This is a genomic window from Streptomyces sp. NPDC058045 (assembly GCF_042885635.1).
Lineage (GTDB): Bacteria > Actinomycetota > Actinomycetes > Streptomycetales > Streptomycetaceae > Streptomyces.
Genome location: NZ_JBHVRR010000057.1, coordinates 1 through 17561, shown reverse-complemented (window position 1 = coordinate 17561; position 17561 = coordinate 1). Strand labels below are relative to the sequence as shown.

The 17561-nt window shown below is 72.0% G+C and carries 16 protein-coding genes; 14 read left to right on the top strand and 2 right to left on the bottom strand.

Translation table 11 applies throughout. The features are described from left to right. Positions 1-100 precede the first annotated feature (100 nt). From ACFVST_RS25300 to ACFVST_RS25245, 12 genes are all read left to right on the top strand, one after another. Positions 101-1507, top strand: a complete 1407-nt coding sequence (locus ACFVST_RS25300) for an MFS transporter (RefSeq protein WP_390155876.1) — start codon at positions 101-103, stop codon at positions 1505-1507. After that, positions 1500-3098: an acetolactate synthase large subunit gene (locus tag ACFVST_RS25295; protein ID WP_390155875.1), complete on the top strand. Its 1599-nt coding sequence runs from the start codon at positions 1500-1502 to the stop codon at positions 3096-3098. The genes ACFVST_RS25300 and ACFVST_RS25295 overlap by 8 nt, the downstream gene beginning before the upstream one ends. 48 nt (positions 3099-3146) lie before the next feature. Beyond that, entirely contained in the window at positions 3147-4646 is a 1500-nt protein-coding gene (locus ACFVST_RS25290; RefSeq protein WP_390155874.1) for an aldehyde dehydrogenase family protein, read from the top strand. A 37-nt stretch (positions 4647-4683) separates the two neighbouring features. After that, a complete protein-coding gene (locus ACFVST_RS25285) occupies positions 4684-5478 on the top strand; it encodes an SDR family NAD(P)-dependent oxidoreductase (protein ID WP_390155873.1) in 795 nt (264 codons plus the stop codon). Between the two features lie 49 nt (positions 5479-5527). Beyond that, positions 5528-6550 carry a WD40/YVTN/BNR-like repeat-containing protein gene (locus ACFVST_RS25280; protein ID WP_390155872.1) on the top strand — a complete coding sequence of 341 codons (1023 nt, stop codon included), beginning with the start codon at positions 5528-5530 and terminating at the stop codon, positions 6548-6550. A gap of 2 nt (positions 6551-6552) precedes the next feature. After that, on the top strand, positions 6553-7119 hold the full coding sequence (locus ACFVST_RS25275) for a VOC family protein (RefSeq protein ID WP_390155871.1): 567 nt from the start codon (positions 6553-6555) through the stop codon (positions 7117-7119). A gap of 59 nt (positions 7120-7178) precedes the next feature. Next, complete coding sequence (locus ACFVST_RS25270) at positions 7179-7781, top strand: amino acid synthesis family protein (RefSeq protein WP_390155870.1); 603 nt, start codon at positions 7179-7181, stop codon at positions 7779-7781. A 1-nt stretch (position 7782) separates the two neighbouring features. Next, positions 7783-8703: an alpha/beta fold hydrolase gene (locus ACFVST_RS25265; RefSeq protein WP_390155869.1), complete on the top strand. Its 921-nt coding sequence runs from the start codon at positions 7783-7785 to the stop codon at positions 8701-8703. Further along, entirely contained in the window at positions 8700-10394 is a 1695-nt protein-coding gene (locus ACFVST_RS25260; RefSeq protein WP_390155868.1) for a bifunctional 3-(3-hydroxy-phenyl)propionate/3-hydroxycinnamic acid hydroxylase, read from the top strand. Before ACFVST_RS25265 ends, ACFVST_RS25260 begins: the two co-directional genes overlap by 4 nt. Then, the gene (locus ACFVST_RS25255) at positions 10391-10726 is read left to right on the top strand and encodes an NIPSNAP family protein (RefSeq protein ID WP_390155867.1); all 336 of its coding nucleotides are present in this window, start codon (positions 10391-10393) and stop codon (positions 10724-10726) included. Before ACFVST_RS25260 ends, ACFVST_RS25255 begins: the two co-directional genes overlap by 4 nt. Then, on the top strand, positions 10723-11181 hold the full coding sequence (locus tag ACFVST_RS25250) for a carboxymuconolactone decarboxylase family protein (RefSeq protein WP_390155866.1): 459 nt from the start codon (positions 10723-10725) through the stop codon (positions 11179-11181). Before ACFVST_RS25255 ends, ACFVST_RS25250 begins: the two co-directional genes overlap by 4 nt. A 122-nt stretch (positions 11182-11303) precedes the next feature. Continuing rightward, positions 11304-12272, top strand: coding sequence for a helix-turn-helix domain-containing protein (locus ACFVST_RS25245; RefSeq protein ID WP_390155865.1), 969 nt, complete (start codon positions 11304-11306; stop codon positions 12270-12272). 32 nt (positions 12273-12304) lie between these two features. Here ACFVST_RS25245 and ACFVST_RS25240 read toward each other — a convergent pair whose 3' ends face one another. After that, positions 12305-13840 carry an aldehyde dehydrogenase family protein gene (locus ACFVST_RS25240; protein WP_390155864.1) on the bottom strand — a complete coding sequence of 512 codons (1536 nt, stop codon included), beginning with the start codon at positions 13838-13840 and terminating at the stop codon, positions 12305-12307. 316 nt (positions 13841-14156) lie between these two features. Here ACFVST_RS25240 and ACFVST_RS25235 point away from each other — a divergent pair, with 316 nt between their 5' ends. Continuing rightward, positions 14157-15647, top strand: coding sequence for an APC family permease (locus ACFVST_RS25235; protein WP_390155863.1), 1491 nt, complete (start codon positions 14157-14159; stop codon positions 15645-15647). 53 nt (positions 15648-15700) lie between these two features. Then, positions 15701-17035, top strand: a complete 1335-nt coding sequence (locus ACFVST_RS25230; protein ID WP_390155862.1) for a flavin monoamine oxidase family protein — start codon at positions 15701-15703, stop codon at positions 17033-17035. A gap of 80 nt (positions 17036-17115) precedes the next feature. Here ACFVST_RS25230 and ACFVST_RS25225 read toward each other — a convergent pair. After that, positions 17116-17561: IS5 family transposase (locus tag ACFVST_RS25225; protein ID WP_390155861.1), on the bottom strand; the 446-nt coding region annotated here is incomplete at its 5' end.

Sequence of the window (17561 nt, the reverse complement as noted above, 5' to 3'; positions counted from 1 at the left end):
TCTCCCCCACCTCTTGACCCCGCGGGATCGCCGACTCTACATTGCGTGCACCATACGAACATGCGAGTGCGCATAGTGCACGCCCTAGGGAGGAGAGCACGTGGCCCAGGTCGACACCCCGATGCGGTCGGCGCGGCAGCGCACACCCCGCAGCCTGCGCAGAGCGGTCGTTTCCGGCATGGCCGGCACCGCCATCGAGTTCTACGACTTCTTCCTGTACGGCTCCGCGGCGGCCACCGTCTTCAACACCGTGTTCTTCCCGGACCGGAGCCCGCTGGTGGGCGCCCTGCTGGCGCTGGTCACCTACGCGGTGGGATTCGTCGCCCGCCCCGTCGGCGGTCTGCTCTTCGGCCACTTCGGCGACCGCGTCGGCCGTAAGCGGGTCCTGATGATCAGCCTGCTGATGATGGGCTGTTCCACCCTGCTCATCGCCGCCATCCCCTCCTACGCCACCATCGGCGTGGCCGCACCGATCCTGCTCACCCTGTGCCGCCTGACGCAGGGCCTGGCCCTGGGCGGCGAATGGGGCGGCGCCGTCCTTCTCATCACCGAGCACGGCGACCGGGAGCGGCGCGGATTCTGGGCGAGCTGCGGACAGGCCGGCGGACCGCTCGGCAGCCTGCTCTCCACCGCGGTGCTGTGGATCATGGCCTCGGCCATGAGCAACGAGGCCTTCACCGCCTGGGGTTGGCGCCTGCCCTTCGCCCTCTCCGCGGTCCTCATCGTCGTCAGCTACTACCTGCGGCGCTCCGTCGAGGAGTCCCCGCTGTACCAGCAGGCCGCGGAACGGCGGACCGAGCAGCCGAAGAGCCCCCTCGGCACGGTCCTGCGGCAGCACCGCAAAGCCGTACTGCTCGCCCTCTTCGCCTGCATCGGCGAGAAGGCCACCTACTACGCCTTCGGCATCTTCGGCCTCACCTACCTCGTGGAGACGGTGGGCGTGCCCAAGGCGGACGTGCTGAACGCGCTGACCATCGGCTCCGTCTTCTGGTTCGTCACGATCATCGCCGCCGGCCGGCTCTCCGACATCATCGGGCGCCGGGCGACCACACTGATCGGAGTGGTGCTCGCCGCGGTGTGGGTACCGGTCGGCTTCCTCTGGATGGGGAACGGCCACCACTCGGTGATCATCGTGGTGATGACGGTGGGACTGATCGCCGACGGCATCATCACCGGCGGCACCTCCGCCTTCTTCGCGGAGCTGTTCCCCACCGAGGTCCGCTACAGCGGCGCCTCCCTCGGCTACCAGACCGCCACCGTCCTCGGCGGCTCCGTCGCCCCGCTCCTCGGCGTCGGACTGCTCGCCGCCACCGGCTCCGTCGTCCCCATCCTGATCTTCGTCGTGGCGATGCTGGCGCTGACCGCGACGGCCATGTTCTGGGCCGGCGAGACCAAGGGCCGCGACCTCACCGCCATCCCGGTACCCGCCACCGCCACCGCCGCCGAAGCACCGGCGCCCGGCCCCGCGCCCCGTACCAAGACCGCAGAGAGGCAGTCCCATGAGTGACCGAACGACCGGCTGGCAGGCGAACCGGAGCGGCGGGACGACCGGCGCCGAGGTCCTCGTCGAGACCGCCGCGGCCTCCGGCGTTGAGGTCTGCTTCGCCAACCCGGGCACCACCGAGATGCCGCTGGTCTCCGCCCTGGACTCGGTCCCCGGAGTGCGGGCGGTGCTCGGCCTCTTCGAGGGGGTGTGCACCGGCGCCGCCGACGGCTACGCCCGGATCGCCGGAAAGCCCGCCATGACCCTGCTCCACCTCGGCCCCGGATTCGCCAACGGCATCGCCAACCTGCACAACGCCCGCCGCGCCCACTCGCCGATCCTCAACGTCATCGGGGACCACGCCAGTTGGCACCTCCCCTACGACGCCGCGCTCACCTCCGACATCGTCTCGCTGGCCCGCCCCGTCTCCGGCTGGGTCGGCACCGCCGGCTCGGCCGCGGACCTCGCCCGGCTGACCGCCGAGGCCGTCGCCGCCGCGAACACCCCGCCTGGCTGCGGCGCCACCCTGATCGCCCCGGCCGACTTCCAGCAGGAGGTCCTGCCCGCCCCGATCGACGTGGAACTGCCGCCGCTGCCGCGGCGGCGCCAGGTGGACAGCGGTGTCATCGAGTCGATCGCCAAGCGGCTGCGGGACGGTGAGCGGGCCGTCGTCCTCCTCGGCGGACCGGCGCTCGGCGAACGGGGCCAGCTCGCCGCCGCCCGGATCGCCGCGGCGACCGGCGCCACCCTCTACAGCGAGACCTACCCCGCCGCCGCCGAACGCGGTGGCGGCCTGCCCGACCTCGACCGGCTGCCCTACTTCCCCGAGACCGCCATCGCGGCCCTCGCCGACGCCGAGATCGTCATCCTCGCCGGCGCCCTGGAACCCGTCGCCTACTTCGGCTACGAAGGCATCCCCAGCCTGCTGGCACCCGAGGACAGCGTCGCGGTACTGAGCACCCCCGAGGAGGACGGCGCCCGCGCACTCCAGGCCCTCGCCGACGCCCTCGGCGCACCCGCGCCCACCGCGACGCTGAGCACCAGCGCGGCCACCGACACCGAACTGCCGGGCGGGCCGCTCACCCCGCAGGCCGTCGGCCGGATCGTCTCCGCGCTGCTGCCGGAGCGCGCGATCGTCTCCGTCGAGGGCGGCACCTGCGGCTACCCCTTCTTCACGGCCTCCGCGAACGCCGCCCGGCACACCACGCTCACCAACACCGGCGGCGCCATCGGCCAGGGCCTGCCCGCCGCGGTGGGCGCCGCGATCGCCGCCCCCGACCGCAAGGTGATCGCCCTCCAGTCCGACGGCAGCGCCCAGTACACCATCCAGGCGCTGTGGACGATGGCGCGCGAGCAACTGCCCGTGGTCACCCTCATCGCCTCCAACCGCACCTACAACGTGCTGCGCACCGAACTCGCCCGGCACGGCCAGACCGAGCCCGGCCCCAACGCCGCGGCGCTCACCAGCCTGGCCGACCCGGCGTTCGACTGGCAGGGGCTGGCCCGCGGCTACGGCGTGCCCGCGGCCCGGGTGGAGACCGGTGAGGCACTGCGGCGCGAACTCGCCCGCGCGCTGGCCGAGGGCGGCCCCCAGCTCATCGAAATGGCTCTGTAGCACCCGTAGTTGACGCGGCGGCCGCGGGCCGTCCCCGAAAGGACAGCGATGCACAGCAACAACGAGTCGGTGGAGCGGTTCGTGTCCCGGCCGCGCCCGATGCTCATCGGCGGCGAGTGGGTGCAGGCCGCCTCCGGCCGCACCTTCGACACCGTCGACCCGGCCACCGGCACCGTACTGGCCACGGTCGCCGAGGGCGACGCCGCCGACGTCGACCGGGCGGTGGCGGCGGCCCGCGGGGCGTTCGGCAGTGCGGCCTGGCGGCGGATGAGCCCCATGGACCGGGGTGCGCTGCTGCACCGGATCGCCGATGTGATCGAGGCCCACGGCGACGAGTTGGCGCTGCTGGAGTCCCGGGACAACGGCAAGCCGGTCACCCTGGCCCGGGCCGTGGACGTGGGCACCAGCGTCAAGCTGTTCCGCTACTTCGCGGGCTGGCCCAGCAAGCTGGAAGGCAGCACCATCCCGGTCTCCCCGCGCGGCGGCCTGCGGGTACTGAACTACACCACCCTGCAACCGGTGGGCGTGGTCGGCCTGATCGTGCCGTGGAACCTGCCCATGTCGATGGCGTGCTGGAAGCTGGCGCCCGCGCTGGCGGCGGGCTGCACCGTCGTACTGAAGCCCGCCGAGGAGACACCGCTGAGCACCCTGCGCCTGGCCGAACTGCTGGCGGAGGCCGGGGTCCCGGACGGGGTGGTCAATGTGGTCACCGGGCGGGGTGCCACCGCCGGGGCCGCGCTCGCCGCGCACGACGGCGTCGACAAGGTCGCGTTCACCGGCTCCACCGAGACCGGGCGGGCCATCGTGCGGGCCGCGGCCGGGAACCTCAAGAAGGTCTCGCTCGAACTCGGCGGCAAATCACCCAACATCGTCCTCCCGGACGCCGACCCGCAGGCCGTCGCCGAAGCCGCCGCCGACGCGATCTTCTTCAACCAGGGCCAGACCTGCACCGCCGGCTCCCGCCTCTACGTCCACCGCGAGATCTTCGACGAGGTCATGGACGCCGTCTCCGCACGCGCCCGGAAGATCGTCGTCGGCCCCGGCAGCGACCCGGCCACCGAGATGGGCCCCCTGGTCTCCGCCCGGCAGTACGAGCGGGTCACCGGATATGTCACCTCCGGGCAGGAGCAGGGCGCCCGGATCGCCGCCGGCGGCGGACGGCCCGACCTCGGCGAGCGGCACGCCGGCGGCTACTTCCTGGAACCCACCGTCTTCGTCCAGGCCGACCACGGGATGCGCATCGTCCAGGAGGAGATCTTCGGCCCGGTGCTCGCCGCCATGGCCTGGGACGACGTGGACGACCTGGTGGCCAAGGCCAACGACAGCCCGTTCGGGCTGGCCGCCGGAATCTGGACCTCCGACCTCGGCCACGCCCACCGCATCGCCGACGAACTCCAGGCCGGCACCGTCTGGATCAACTGCTACAACCTCACCGATCCCGCATCGCCGTTCGGCGGATTCAAGCAGTCGGGCTGGGGCCGGGAGATGGGCCGCAAGGTGCTCGACCTCTACACCGAGGTCAAGAGCGTCTGGGTCAACCTCGACTGACAACCCCCAACCACCCCACCCACTACGGGAGTTATCCGTGGATCTCGAACTGAACGGCAGAGTCGCCATCGTCACCGGCGGCAGCCTCGGCATCGGCCGCGCCGTCACCCGCGAACTGGCCGCCGAAGGCGCCACCGTCGTCATCACCGCCCGCCGCCTGCCCGTCCTGCAGCAGACCGCGAAGGACATCGAAGCCGAGACCGGCGGCCGCGTCGTCCCCCTCGCCTCCGACACCACCAGCACCGAATCCGTACGCGCCATGGTGGAGGCCGCCGCCACCGAACTGGGCCGCGTCGACATCCTCGTCAACGGCGCCGCCGCCCCCTCCGGACTGGTACGCAACTCCGTCGCCGAAGCCGACCCCGAGCTGCTGCTCGCCGACCTCGACACCAAGGTCGTCGGCTACTTCCGCTGCGCCCAGGCCGTCGCCCCGCACATGGCGGCGAACGGCTACGGCCGCATCGTCAACATCGGTGGACTGACCGGCCGTTCCAGCCACGCCCTCTCCGGGATGCGCAACCTCGCCGTCGTCCATATGACCAAGGCCCTCTCCGACCAGCTCGGCCCCTCCGGCATCACCGTCAACACCGTGCACCCCGGCGTGGTGGAGACCGAACACATCCACGAGCTGTACGAGAAGGAAGCCGCCAAGCGCGGCATCACCCCCGACGAGGTCGAGGCCGACTACGCCGCCCGCACCCCGATCCGCCGGGTACTGGAGGCCACCGAGGTCGCCCAGACCATCAGCTTCCTCGCCTCCCCGCGGGCCGCCGCCATCACCGGCGAATCCCTCGGCATCGACGGCGGACTCACCCGCGGCATCTTCCTCTGACGTCCGCCGACTTCCACCGACTTCCTCTGACACGACAGGAGCCACACCCATGGAAGGAACCATCCTCGTCGCCACCGCCGGGCAGGGCATCCTGCGCAGCTCCGACGACGGCGCCACCTGGTCCCGCATCGGCCTGCGCCAGGCCCTGGAGTTCGACGCCGTCGTACGCTGCCTCGCCGTCCACCCGCAGGAACCGAACGTCGTCTTCGCCGGCGCCGACGCGGGCCTGGCACGCAGCGACGACGCCGGAGTCACCTGGCAGCGCGTCGAATCACCCATGAACGACCAGACCATCTGGTCACTGGCCATCGACCCAGGCGACCCCGACTTCATGCTGGCCGGCACCGGCGCACCCTCCCGCGCCGCCTTCTTCCGCACCACCGACGGCGGCGCGAGCTGGGACCGACTGCCCCCGGAGATCCCCGAGTTCTGCGCCGGCGTCAACAAGCCCCGCGTCCTCACCGCCACCGTCGACCGCTACGACGGCAAGACCCTGTGGTTCGGCATCGAGGAAGGCGGGCTCTGGCGCAGCGACGACCGCGGCGACACCTGGGAGCGCGTCGACGGCACCCCCGCCACCCTGCCCCAGGGCGTCACCAACTCCGACATCCACTGCGTGCTGGTCGTCGAGGGCCCGCCCAAGACCATCATCGTCGCCGTCGTCAACGCCCTCTTCGTCAGCCAGGACGACGGCCGCACCTGGACCCGTACCGACACCCGCGAGCAGTGGGGCATCTACTACACCCGCCTCGTCAAGCAGATACCCGGCACCAACGAACTGCTGCTCGGCATCGGCGACGCCACCCCCGGCACCACCACCAGGATCTTCCGCTCCACCGACCTGGCACAGAGCTGGCAGGAGGCGTCCCTGGACGTGCCCGCCAACTCCACCGTGTGGGCCTTCGGCGTCCACCCCGCCACCCCGGAACTCGCCTTCGCCGGAACCAAGTACGGCCACCTCTTCCGCTCCACCGACGCGGGACGCAACTGGACCAAGGAATGGCGGGAGTTCAGCGAGATCACCGACGTCGCCTGGACACCGTTCACCGCCCCGGCCCCGGAAGGACACTGACCATGGACCAGCACACCGCCACACCCACCGGGGCGGACGGCATCGACCCCGACGAGGACATGCTGGGCGAGCACCAGGAGCCCACCCCCATCACCGGCCACGGAGTGCGCGACCTCAAGCCGCGGGTCCGCCGCACCCACCTCTCGCTGTTCGTCCGCGACCCGGAGGCCTCCGCCGCCTGGTACGTGGACGTCCTCGGGATGGAGATCACCGCCCGCGGCCCGCAGTGGGTGTTCCTGTCGTTCGGGGTCAAGCACCACGACATCGCCCTCATCCGCGCCGAGGAAGGCGCGGCACCCGGCGGCGTCGGGCTCCAGCACTACGGCCTGGAGGTCGAGGGCGACCTGGACGAGTGGCGCCGCCTCTACGGAATGCTCCTCGCCAAGAACGTGCCCGTGGTGAAGACCACCGACCACAAGGTGGGCTTCGGCCTCTACTTCACCGACCCGGACGGCAACCGGTTCGAGTTCTTCCACGAGACCGTCACCGACGACGAGGAAGGCAAACGCATCCTCGGCCTGTACGGCGCCCCCAGCGAACCCATCGACATCGAACCCCTCCGCGACTGACCCCGCGCCGCCCCCCGCCGAGAATCCCCCAAATCCCTTCCCCGCCCCAGGAGTTGACCATGCCCGACCCCAACTTCGCCGGGTACCACATCCGCAAGTGGTTCACCCAGATCGAGGACACCCTCGCCAACGAGACCGGAGTGCTCGCCGACGGCGACCCCGTCCGCAAGATCGTCATCGCCTGCGCCGTCCGCAACCCCTACGCCGGCCGCTTCAGCGAGAACCTCGACCAGATCATCGCCGAATCCCCCAAGCTGGGCGAGGAGTTCGGCCGCCGCATCACCGAAGCCGCCGGCGACCGCGCCATCGAGAGCTACGGCAAGGCCTGCCTGGTCGGCGTCAACGGCGAGTACGAGCACGGCAACGCCTTCCTCACCGCCGTCTTCGCCGACCCGGTGCGGGACGCCGTCGGCGGCGGCAAGGCATGGGTGCCCTCCACCGGCAAACGCGGCGCCCCCGGCACCGTCATCGACATCCCGCTCGCCCACAAGGACGCCCTCTACGTCCGCTCCCACTACGACACCGCCACCGTCAGCTTCGACGACACCCCGCACCCCGACGAGGTCGTGGTCATCTTCGCCTTCGCCACCCGCGGCCGACTGCACGCCAGGCTCGGCGGCATCGCCGCGGACACCATCCAGGGCCAGGACGGACTGCACTGAGATGACCAGCAGATCCTCCGGCGCCGGCCGACCGGCGGGCGCCGGCCCGTCGCCGGCCGGCCCCGGCCCGCACGGCACCGACCGCTTCACCACCCTGAACGGTCTCGGCGCCCACTACGTGGAATGGGGCGAGCCCGGCCGGCCCGCCCTCGTCATGCTGCACGGCCTGCGCAGCTACGCCCGCACCTTCGACCCGCTCGCCGCCCGTCTCGCCGACCGCCACCACATCCTCGCCCTGGACACCCGCGGCCGCGGCGACAGCGACTGGGACCCGAGTGGCGAGTACTACACCGAGGCCTATGTCTCGGACCTGGAGGAGTTCGCCGACCGCCTCGGCCTGGACCGCTTCCTCCTCCTCGGCCACTCCATGGGCGGCACCATCGCCTACGTCTACACCGCCCGGCACCCCGACCGCGTCACCGCCGCGATCATCGAGGACATCGGCCCCGGCTCCTCCCTCACCGGAGCGGGAGCCGAACGCGTCAAACGCGAAGTGGCAAGCACCCCGGCCGAGTTCGCCACCCTGGACGCGGCCCGCGCCTACTGGCGTAGCGTCCGCCCCGGGATCACCGCCGAGGCACTGGAATCCCGCATCCGGCACACCCTGCGGCCCGGCACCTGCGGCCGCTGGCTGTGGAAGTTCGACCTGCACGGCATCGCCACCGCCCGCCTCGACCCCGACCCGGCCCGCCAGGTCGACCTGTGGCCGTACGTCGAGGCGCTGCGCTGCCCCACCCTCGTCATCCGCGGCGGCGCCTCCGACTTCCTGCCCGCGGCCACCGCCCGCGCCATGGCCGAACGCAACCCGCGGGTGCGCACCCTGGAGATCCCCGGCGCCGGCCACTACGTCCACGACGACGCCCCGGACCTCTTCTCCGCCGCGATCGAGCAGTTCCTCACCAGCCCGGAGGTGTCCCGATGACCGCCACCAGCGAGTACCGCGCCCAAGTCGCCATCGTGGGCGCCGGCCCCTGCGGCGCCACCGTCGCCAACTACCTCGGCGGATACGGGGTACGCACCCTCCTCATCGACCGCAGCACCGACATCATCGACTACCCGCGCGCCGTCGGTATGGACGACGAGTGCCTGCGCAGCTTCCAGGGCGTCGGCCTCGCCGAGGAGATGCTCGCCGACATGATCCAGAACGTCTCGCTGAAGATGTTCGGAGCCGACGGCCACTGCTTCGCCCATATCCGCCCCGACACCCGGGAGTTCGGCTGGTCGCGGCGGAACATCTTCATGCAGCAGCTCGCCGAACGCACCCTGCGCACCGGCCTGGAACGCTACCCGCAGGTGCGGTCCCTCCTCGGCCACGAACTCACCGACCTGGAACAGGACGGCACCGAGGTACGGCTGCACCTGACCGGACCCGACGGCGAGCCGGCCGTGGTGCACGCCGACTACGTGGTCGGCGCCGACGGCGGCCGCTCCACCGTCCGCGAACTCCTCGGCGTCCCCCTCGTCGGCGACACCCACCCCCGCAAGTGGGTCGTCATCGAATGCGACAACGACCCGCTCGACGCCCCCTACACCGGCCTGCACTGCGACCCGCGGCGGCCCTACGTCTGCCTGGACCTGCCGTACAACTACCGCCGCTGGGAGTTCATGCTCTTCCCCGGTGAGGACGCCGAGGCGATGCTCCGGCCGGAGAAGGTCCGCGAGCTGCTCACCGGGCACGTGCCCGACCCGGCGGCGCTCAACATCATCCGGGCCCGCGTCTACACCCACCACTCCCGCCTCGCCGCCCGCTTCCTCGACGGCCGGGTCTGCCTGGTGGGGGACGCCGCCCATCTGATGCCGCCGTGGGCCGGGCAGGGTATGAACACCGGCATCCGCGACGCCACCAACATCGCCTGGAAACTCGCCGCGGTGGTCACCGGACGGGCCCACCCGCGCATCCTCTCCACCTACGACACCGAGCGCCGCGAGCACGCCAAGGCGACCGTCGGCCTCTCCGACGCCCTCGGCCGGATCCTCTCCCCGACCAACACCTGGATCGCCCGCACCCGCGACACCCTCTTCCGCGGCCTCACCGTGGCACCGTCGGTTCGCGACTGGATCCTCCAGATGCGCTTCAAACCGATGCCCCGCTACACCCGCGGCGTGGTGCTGCACCGCGGGCAGCCGGTGCCCAAGGACTCCGCGGTCGGCAGGATGGTCATCCAGCCCAAGGTGGAGACCTCCGACGGGCGGGCGGTGCTCCTGGACGAGGTACTCGGCCCCTGGTTCGCCCTCGTCGGCTACGGCACCGACCCCGTGGTCCACCTCGACCCCGCCTCCCGCGCCTTCTGGGACCGCCTCGGCACCCGCTACGTCACGGTGGTGGAGCCCCGCTCCGGGCGCTCCCGCACCGAGCGGCCCGTCTCCGGCACCGACGCGGTGGTGGTGGAGGACATCGACGGCGCGCTGCGCGACTGGTTCGCCGCCCAGCCCGGCACCGTGGCCCTGATCCGCCCCGACCGCTATCTCGCCGCGGTCGCCCGGCCCGCCGAACTCGGCTGGCTCAGCGACGACTTCGAGCGACTGCTCGCCCCCCGTACCGACACCGGAACCCGCGATCCGCAGCAGCGGCACCTGACGCCCCTGCCCGCGGCCGCCGGAGGCACATCATGATCATCGAAGAGCGCGACTACGTGGTGAAGCCGGGCGCCGCGGCCAAGTACGCCCGCCTGTGGGACGAGTACGGCCGGGAACCCCAGACCCGCATCCTCGGCGGCCTGCTCGGCTTCTACACCACCGAGATCGGCGAGCTGAACACCCTGGTCTACCTCTGGAGCTACGACAGCCTGGAGGATCGCACCCGCCGCCGCGCCGAACTGGCCGCCGACCCGGACTTCACCGTCTTCCGCACCCACGTCAGAGACCTGCTGGTCCGCCAGAGCAACCGCATCCTCACCCCCGCCCTGCCGACCCCGGCCCCCACCCCGACCACAGGAGCACGATGAGCACCGACCGCACCGACCGCGCCGACAGCACGGCCAGCACCGACAGCGCCGCCGCGCAGGAGTACATCGACGAGATGGCGCGCAAGCGCGGCTATGTCCTCGACTACCACAAGGTCATGGCCAAGCAGGACTTCGAGGTGCTCCAGGCCACCAACAACCTCGTGCAGGCCGCCTATCTCGCCCCCCGCACCCTGGACCGCCGCACCAAGGAACTGCTGTTCATCCTGAGCCTGACCGTGCTGCGGGCCGGCAAGGGGCACATCCAGAGCCACATCCGGGTGGCCCTGGATCTCGGTGTCACCCCCGAGGAGATCCTGGAGGCCATCGAGATCGCCCTGCCGGAGGCCGGGGTCGTCACCTTCCAGGCCGGGTTCGACGCCTGGCGCGAGGTCGTCCAGGCCACCGGTATCGAGCCCACCGTCACCGTCCACGAGGGCGGGACCGGCACCGGCTGAGCCGCCCGCCCGGTGCCCCGCCGGTACACACCCCGGGGCGCCGGACCGGGCGGGCGTACAGTGCCGTCCATCACCGCTCATCGCAGTGCACCGCCCGCGGACCACCTGGAAGGGGAGGTCGGATGAGCATCACGGACATCGGGAATTCGAGACCCGCGCCCGGTGGGCTGGAAGCGTTCATCGCCGCGTCCAGCGAGGCCTTCGTACCGCTGGAGGCCTCGGCGCTGTGCACCGAGGACGAGTTCGGCGGTGTCATCGAGCCCTGGCGGCTCGGGGAGACCGTGATCAGCCGGATCATCGCCGCACCGGTGCGGATGCGGCGCACCGCGCGGATGATCGCCCGCTGCGACCCCGAGCAGCTCAAGGTCGCCCTCCAGCTCCGCGGCCGCTGCCGGATCACCCAGGGCCGCAACGAGACCGTCGTCCTCCCCGGGCACCTGGCCTTCTACGACACCAGCCGCCCCTATGAGCTGGTCCACGACGAGGCGTTCGAGAACCTCGTGGTGATGGTGCCGCGGTCGTGGGTGCACCTCAGCGGCGACGGGCTGCGCAGTGTCACCGCCGGCTCCCACCTCGCCGCGACCGGCGCCAGCGGTGTCGCCAGCGTCTTCGTCCAGTCACTGGTGGCGGAGCTGTCCTCGGGGCGCCTCGCCGGGAACGCGCAGCTCGCGGACGCGCTCGTCGGGATCATCAACGCCGCCCTCGCCGAACACCTCTGCCCCGAGGAACCCACCCACCCGGCGACGCTGCGGCACGAGCAGTTGCGCGCCGTCCAGGAGTCCGTGGAGAGCCGGCTCGGCGACGTGTTCCTCACCGTGCCGCGGATCGCCGCCGAACACCGCATCTCCGTACGGCAGTTGCAGAAACTCTTCGAGCACGAGCACACCACCGTCACCGAGTGGATCCGGCAGCGCCGGCTCGTCCGCATCCGCCACGACCTCGCCGACCCCAAGCTGGCGTCCCTCCCCATCAGCAGGATCGCCCAGCGCTGGGGCATCACCGACGCCGGCTACTTCTCCAAGCTGTTCAAGGCCCGGTACGGCATCACCCCGCGCGAGTACCGCGCCGGGCGGCTGGGTCCCACCGACTGACCGGCCCGGCCGGTCAGCCGGTGGGTGCCGGTTCACAGCACGATCGACACCGTCGTCTCCTCGGTGTTGGCGAGAATCCCGGACCAGCCCAACTCCCGCCCGATACCGCTGTCCTTGACCCCGCCCCACGGCAGCGCGGCGTCCAGCGGCGCCCAGCCGTTCACCGCCACCGAACCGGCGCGCAGCCGCGGCGCCAGCAGATGCGCCTCGGACACATCACGGGTCCACAGCGTCGCCGCCAGCCCGTACGAGGTGTCGTTGGCCAGCCGGACCGCCTCCTCGGTGTCGTCGAAGGGGATGACCACACCGACCGGCCCGAAGACCTCCTCCCGGGCGATCCGCAGCTCGTTGGTGCCTTCGAAGACGGTCGGCCGGACGAAGAACCCCGGCCCGGCCGGGCCCCCGCCGCCGGTGACCAGCCGGGCGCCCTCCTCGCGGGCCGACTCGACATAGCCCAGGACCCGGTCCCGCTGGCCCGCGTTGATCAGCGAGCCCATCGTGGTGCCCTCCGCGAACGGGTCGCCGAGCACATGCCGCTCGGCCGCCGCGGCAAGCCCCTCGACCAGCCGCGCGTGGTGGGACCGGTGCACCAGGATGCGGGTACCGGCCGCACACACCTGCCCCTGATTGGTGAACAGGCCCAGCGCGCAGCCCTCGACCGCGGCCTCCACATCGGCGTTCGGCAGCACCAACTGCGGGCTCTTGCCGCCCAGTTCGAGCGTGACCGGCTTGAAGGCGCGCGCCGCGTACTCGGCGACCCGGCGGCCCACCACCGGGCTCCCGGTGAAGCTGATCTTGTCCACCCCGGGGTGCCGCACCAGATGCTCACCGGCGACCGGCCCCAGCCCCGGCACCACATTGACGACGCCCTCGGGCAGCCCCGCCTCCTCGAAGAGCCGCGCCAGATGGAGCAGCCCCAGCGGCGCGTCCTCCGGCGGCTTCAGCACGACCGTGTTGCCCACCGCCAGCGCCGGGGCCAGCTTCCAGGAGGCGATCATCAGCGGCGAGTTCCACGGCACCACCGCCGCGACCACCCCCACCGGGCGGCGCAGCGTGTAGGAGTGCGTACGGCGGCCGAAGTAGCCCGGCGTCGGGATCACCTGGCCGCCCACCTTGTCCGCCCAGCCCGCGAAGTGCTGGAAGGTGGCCGCCGCGTTCGGTACGTCGAGCGCCCGCGCCTGCCCCACCGGCTTGCCGATGTCGACGGCCTCCAGCGCGGCCAGCAGTTCGGCGTCCCGCTCGATCAGATCGGCGACCCGCGTCAGCAGCCGCCCCCGCTCGGCCCCGGACAGCTCGCTCCACGGCCCCTCGTACGCGGCCCGCGCCGCGGCCACCGCGGCGTCCACATCGGCGGGGGAGGCCGCGGCGACCGTGCAGATCACGCTCTCGTCGGCCGGGTTGACGACGGTCAGCGCCTGCTCGCCCTCGACCCAGCGGCCGCCGATGAACAGCCGGCGCGACAGCCGCTCCCGGTCGATCGGCGCCGGCAGCCCCGCGGCCGGAACGGAACCGGCCGGTACGGAGCCGGCCGCGGCGGTGTCGGTGGTGGCGGTGTCGGTCGTGGACATGGGCGGCTCCTCCGTGTCATGACGGGCGGCGTACGAGGTGCGGCCGCGCCGGAACCGCCAGTCTCGGAGCCGCCCCCCAGCGGGTCTTGGACTGAGGCGAACGATGGTGTGGCGTACGCGCACGATTCGCCCCCGCGGCCGGCCCGCACCCCGCCCGTACCCTCTTGACCAGCGGTACCGGCCGTGCGCTTTCCTCCCAGCAGCGTGCGCGTCCACCCCATCCGCAGCGCGGCGTCCGGGCCTACATTGTCGGCACCTCAGCCCCGGGTCACCCGCCGACGGCGCGCCCCGAAGACGAAGGAATGGGAGGGCGGTCATGACAGCCACCAGCAGCGACACCGGGCCCCCGAGGGCGCGCGGCACGGCCCTGCGGGCCGGCTCACTCGGTGTGGGCGCCATCGTGTTCTTCGTCCTGTCGGCACAGTCCCCGCTGACCGGCATCGCGGGCGCCCTGCCGATCGCGATCTCCATCGGCAGCGGCGCCGGCGCGCCCGCCGCGTTCCTCATCGTGGGCCTAGTGATGGCCCTGTTCGCGGCCGGTTTCATCGCCATGAGCCGCCAGACGTCCGGCGGCGGCGCCTTCTACAGCTACATCGGCCACGGCATCGGCCGGCACGCGGGCACCGGCGCCGCCTTCACCGCCCTGCTGTCGTACTGCGCCATCCAGGCCGGCATGTACGGCCTGTACGGCGTCACCGTCTCCTCACTGCTCGACCACTACCTCGGCGTCAGCGCCCCCTGGTGGGCCTGCTCCGTGGTGACGATGCTGCTGGTGATGGCGTGGGCCTGGCTCAACATCGAGGTCGGCGCCAAGCTCCTGGCCTGCCTGGTCGCGGTGGAGATGGCCATCCTGGCCGCGTTCGCCGTGGTGGTGCTGGCCCGCGGGGGAGGCCCCGAGGGCTTCGGCCTCGCCGCCACCTTCGAACCGCACGCCGTCTTCGCGGGCGCCCCCGGTGTCGCGTTCACCTTCGCCGTGGCGTCCATGTTCGGCTTCGAGTCGACGGCGCTGTACTCGGCCGAGGCCCGCGACCCGCGCCGCACCATCCCCCGCGCCACCTACCTCGCCGTGGCGATCGTGGCCGGCTTCTTCGCCTTCGTGTCCTGGACCGTGGTCAGCTACTACGGCCCCAGCCACGTGACCGCCGCCGCCGGGAAGGCCATGGCGGGCGGCGACGCCACCACCCTGCTCGGGTCGGCGGTCTCCGACACCCTCGGCGCTTGGGCCTCCACCGCCCTCGGCATCGTCCTCGCCACCTCACTGCTCGCCGGAATCCTCGCCTTCCACAACGCGATCAACCGCTATCTGCACTCCCTCGCCGGACACGGCCGCCTCCCTGGGCGGGTGGGCTGGACCAACCGGCACGGTTCGCCGTACCTCGCCGGGACGCTCTCCACGCTGGTGTCGGCCGCGCTGGTGGTGCCGTTCGCACTCGCCGGGCAGGACCCGGTACTGACCCTGTTCTCCTGGTTCGGCGGGGTCGCGGTCGCGGCACTGCTGCTGCTGTACCTGCTCACCACGGTCTCCGTCGTGGTGTACTTCCGCCGCCGCCCCGCACCGGACGAATCGGCCCTGAGCACCCTCGTCTGCCCCGTCCTCGCGGGGGTGCTGATCCTCGCCGGCATCTACGTCGTGGTGGACAACTTCGGCACCCTGACCGGCGGCGCGCCCCGTACCGCGGCGCTGCTGCTGGCCGGTGTGGTCGTCGCGTTCCTCGCGGGCGTCCTCGTGGAGCAGATACAGGGCACCCGCCCCGGCCGCCACGCCGCCGCACCAGCCCCCACCCCCGAGACATCCGGCTCCCTGTGAACCCGACGAACGCGACGAACCCGACGAGTCCCGCGAACCCGAGAGGAAACCCTGTGCGACCCAACGACGCGAACGCCGCCGCCACGTACGTCGACGAGAACGCGGACGAGAACGTCGACGTACTGATCGTCGGGGCGGGGATCGCCGGTCTGACCCTCGCCCGCGAACTGAAGCGGCAGGACCGGCGGGCCCTCGTCCTCGAAGCCCGGGACCGCGTCGGCGGGCGGACCTGGACCGACCACCGGCTCGGCGACGACCTGGAGATCGGCGGCGGCTGGATCCACTGGATGCAGCCCCATGTCTGGGCCGAGGTGAGCCGCTACGGCCTGGAGGTCGGCGAGAGCCCGCTGCCCGATGTCGCCTACTGGCGCGACGGCGACGCACTGCGCCACGGCACCGCCGACGAACTGCTGACCTTGATGGACCGGGCGATGACGCTCTCCCTCGAAGGCGCCCGCACCCTCTTCCCCTTCCCGCACCGCCCGCACGAGCACACCGCCTGGCAGGCCTACGACAAACTCTCCGTCGCCGACCGGGTGGCCGGACTCGACGTCCCGCCGGTGGAGCGGATGCTCTGCGACACCATGTGGGCGCAGAACTTCAACGCCCCCACCGACCGCGCCGGCCTCACCCAGGCCCTGCGCTGGGGCGCCGTCAGCAACGCCGACTGGAAGCTGCTGCTGGAGATCTGCTCCCGGTACAAACTGGTACGCGGCACGGCGGCGCTCGCCGACGCACTGCGCGCCGACGCCTCCGGCGAGATCCGCTTCGGCACCGCCGTCGCCAGGATCGAGCAGGACGCGGACGGGGCGGTCGTCACCACGCGCGACGGCCGCCGTATCGGGGCCCGCGCGGTCGTCGTCACGGTGCCGCTCGCCGCGGCGCGCAACATCGACCTGGCCTTCCAACTGCCCGCCGCGGCACGCAAGTTGCTGGACGAGGGGCAGGCCTCCCAGGGCGGCAAGGTATGGCTGCGGGCGCGGGGACGGCGCGAGAAGTTCATCGCACTGGGCGCCGGCGACGCTCCCCTCTCCCTGGTCCAGTGGGAGCGGGAGACGGAGGACGGTTTCATCGCGTTCGGCTTCTCCACCGACGCCCGTACCCACGACCTGACGGACCTGGCCGCGGTCCGACGGTGGGCCGGGGCCCTGGTCCCCGGCATCGACATCGTCGAGGTCACCAGCCACAACTGGGTCGACGACGAGTTCACCGGCCAGACCTGGGGCATGTTGCGCCCCCAACAACTCACCGCCATGGGCGAGTTGACCACCCCCCACGGCCGCGTGCTCTTCGCCGGCGCCGACTACGCCAGCACCTGGCCCAGCTTCATGGACGGCGCCATCGAAGGCGGCCTCCGGGCGGCAAACGCGGTGCGCGACCTGCGCTGAGGGGGGCGGGGGTTGGCGGTGAGGGCGCCAACTGGGGGTGGGGCAGGGCGAGTTGCGGAGGTTAGGCCGTTTCCTTCGGATCATCTTGCCGACCAGAGGAAGATGGCGGCGATGTGGAGTCTGGCGAGGTAGATGGTGGCGGTCTTGTCGTAGCGGGTGGCTAGACCGCGCCACTGCTTGAGCTTGTTGATGCACCGCTCGACGGTGTTGCGCTGGTGGTATGCCTCGCGGTCGAAGGCCGGTGGGCGGCCGCCGGACGGGCCTCTCCTCTTGCGTTTGGCGGCCTGGTCGGAGGGTTGAGGGATCACCGCCCGGATCCCGCGTTGGCGCAGGAGGGTCCGGATCGCGCGGGACGAGTAGGCCTTGTCGGCAAGGACCACGTTCGGCGTGGTCCTGGGACGGCCGATCGGTCGCGGCACCCGTAACCGGGCCATGACCTCGGGGAACGCGGGTGCGTCACCTGCCTGGCCAGGTGTGAGCACGAAGGCCAGCGGCCGGCAGTGGCTGTCCGCGGCGAGGTGGATCT

Bases quoted from the DNA above. Each gene is read 5' to 3' on its own strand.
- ACFVST_RS25295 (WP_390155875.1), top strand. From the start codon at position 1,500: ATGAGTGACCGAACGACCGGCTGGCAGGCGAACCGGAGCGGCGGGACG.
- ACFVST_RS25290 (WP_390155874.1), top strand. From the start codon at position 3,147: ATGCACAGCAACAACGAGTCGGTGGAGCGGTTCGTGTCCCGGCCGCGC.
- ACFVST_RS25280 (WP_390155872.1), top strand. From the start codon at position 5,528: ATGGAAGGAACCATCCTCGTCGCCACCGCCGGGCAGGGCATCCTGCGC.
- ACFVST_RS25275 (WP_390155871.1), top strand. From the start codon at position 6,553: ATGGACCAGCACACCGCCACACCCACCGGGGCGGACGGCATCGACCCC.
- ACFVST_RS25270 (WP_390155870.1), top strand. From the start codon at position 7,179: ATGCCCGACCCCAACTTCGCCGGGTACCACATCCGCAAGTGGTTCACC.
- ACFVST_RS25265 (WP_390155869.1), top strand. From the start codon at position 7,783: ATGACCAGCAGATCCTCCGGCGCCGGCCGACCGGCGGGCGCCGGCCCG.
- ACFVST_RS25260 (WP_390155868.1), top strand. From the start codon at position 8,700: ATGACCGCCACCAGCGAGTACCGCGCCCAAGTCGCCATCGTGGGCGCC.
- ACFVST_RS25255 (WP_390155867.1), top strand. From the start codon at position 10,391: ATGATCATCGAAGAGCGCGACTACGTGGTGAAGCCGGGCGCCGCGGCC.
- ACFVST_RS25250 (WP_390155866.1), top strand. From the start codon at position 10,723: ATGAGCACCGACCGCACCGACCGCGCCGACAGCACGGCCAGCACCGAC.
- ACFVST_RS25245 (WP_390155865.1), top strand. From the start codon at position 11,304: ATGAGCATCACGGACATCGGGAATTCGAGACCCGCGCCCGGTGGGCTG.
- ACFVST_RS25240 (WP_390155864.1), bottom strand. From the start codon at position 13,840: ATGTCCACGACCGACACCGCCACCACCGACACCGCCGCGGCCGGCTCC.
- ACFVST_RS25235 (WP_390155863.1), top strand. From the start codon at position 14,157: ATGACAGCCACCAGCAGCGACACCGGGCCCCCGAGGGCGCGCGGCACG.